General features: G+C 32.9%; 2 pseudogenes. One reads left to right on the top strand and one right to left on the bottom strand.

Going from position 1 to position 1,757, the window contains the following annotated elements:
- Nucleotides 1–231 precede the first annotated feature (231 nt).
- Nucleotides 232–1,140: pseudogene (locus ACLBXA_RS29280) on the bottom strand (proline dehydrogenase family protein).
- Here ACLBXA_RS29280 and ACLBXA_RS29275 point away from each other — a divergent pair.
- Nucleotides 1,059–1,535 (top strand): annotated as a pseudogene (locus ACLBXA_RS29275) (PLP-dependent aminotransferase family protein); the annotation flags it as partial. The pseudogenes ACLBXA_RS29280 and ACLBXA_RS29275 overlap by 82 nt on opposite strands.
- Nucleotides 1,536–1,757: the final 222 nt, after the last annotated feature.

The raw sequence follows: 1,757 nt of genomic DNA, 5'->3' as shown, positions 1-1,757 counted from the left end.
AAAAAAAAAAAAAACAATTCTACAACAAGGTATACGACGGCTGCACAATTATAAATCATAATCCCCTCAATACCTACAGAGGTGCTGTCCGCCTTTAACGCAAATATATACTAAAAAAATTTCAATATGAAATGGGCCGGAATTTCTATTCTAAGAAAAATCCGGCTCTTATTTTTAGGCAACAACCAACATCATTTTTACATTTAGTATTAAATGTCTATTCAATATTCTCTACTCTGGTAAAGGTGAATGTATCATATCTGTCACTGCATAATATAGATTTTCTGGATGTTCGGCTATCCGATGACATAAATATAAATACCGTTATTTTCCACGAGTCAAATATACTCTAGCGTTATGTCCTTTGTTTTTCAAATCTCTTAACATATCCGGACGAATTCCATATAACATTTCTATTTCTACATTAGGGTGACTAAAATATTGACGTTGCTCCATCTCTTTAATAAGAATTTCATCATGTGTAGCTATAGATACAGGGTGATGGTTTTCAGCTAGTTTTTCTACAATTTGAAGATACTGTTGATTTAAATCAGTTGATCTAGGCATAGCAATATCCGGAACTTCTTGATAGGCACCTTTTACAACTCTTATTTTTCCTGGATAATGAAGGAGTTCTTGAATATCATTGTTTGAGCGGTATAAATGTGCCTGTATTGTTATCCCTACATTATGATATTGCTCAGTTACCTTTTTATAAATGGAAAGAATGTCCGCTGCTTTAGATGATTCTTCCATACTTATCATAAGGGTAGTTCCATGTACTTTCGCCTTCTCTGCCAACTCCATTAAATGAATATAAGATATTTCTGGATCTATAGACAATCCAATATGAGATAAATCAAGTGATACTGTTTGTTTCATAGATAGAGTACCTATGTCCCCAATAAGATTCAAAAACTCATTTTTTGCTTTATAACATCCCTCTATATCAAGAGTATTTTCCCCTATGTATTCTAGTGAAGTATGATAACCTTTTGTAATTAGTTCTTTTGCCGTCCCAATCCCCTCATGTCTCGTTTCTCCGGTGACAAAGCGTTTCGCAGCTTGTAACAATAACGTATAGAGTTCATTGGATTGTTGAACATATGCTTTTATATGTTCATTCCGTTTTACATACACCTTCTTTAAATCAGCTTATCCTTTCTAAATTTATTGCTGAAGATTATTTGGAACGGCATATTATGAAGATGAAAAAAATCTATAAAAATCGAAGAGACTTCCTTATCCAGCAATTAAAATCAACATTCTCAAATACAATCAATATTTTCGGTTATTTTACAGTATTACATCTGATTGTTGAATTCAATCAAGTTCAATTCACAAAAGAATTACTTGAGAAAATCCAACAACTCGGAGTGAAAGTATATCCTGTGGAAGATCACGCCATTGAAAAAGGAAAACATTACAATCGAATTATTATAGGGTATGGACATTTAACAACTGCAGAAATAAAAGAGGGTGTGAGTAGGCTCCAGAGGGTAATACTTCGTATATATATTCTTGTTAGCAAATAGACTTTAAAGCTTAGTCATATTTTTCTGAAGGTATGCTACTTAAATGTGAAATTCTAATAAAATAAAGTTGTTTCTTGCTAGATAAACTTACTCATAGAGCTTACATTAATTACAAGTTTATTTTACAAAACACAAAAAAGACAAGTCATTCTGACTTGTCTTAAAGTTGCTTGGCGACGTCCTACTCTCACAGGGACAAGGTCCCAACTACCATCGGCGCTA

The organism is Bacillus sp. D48C, from assembly GCF_053345735.1.
This window is presented reverse-complemented; position numbering and strand designations above follow the sequence as displayed.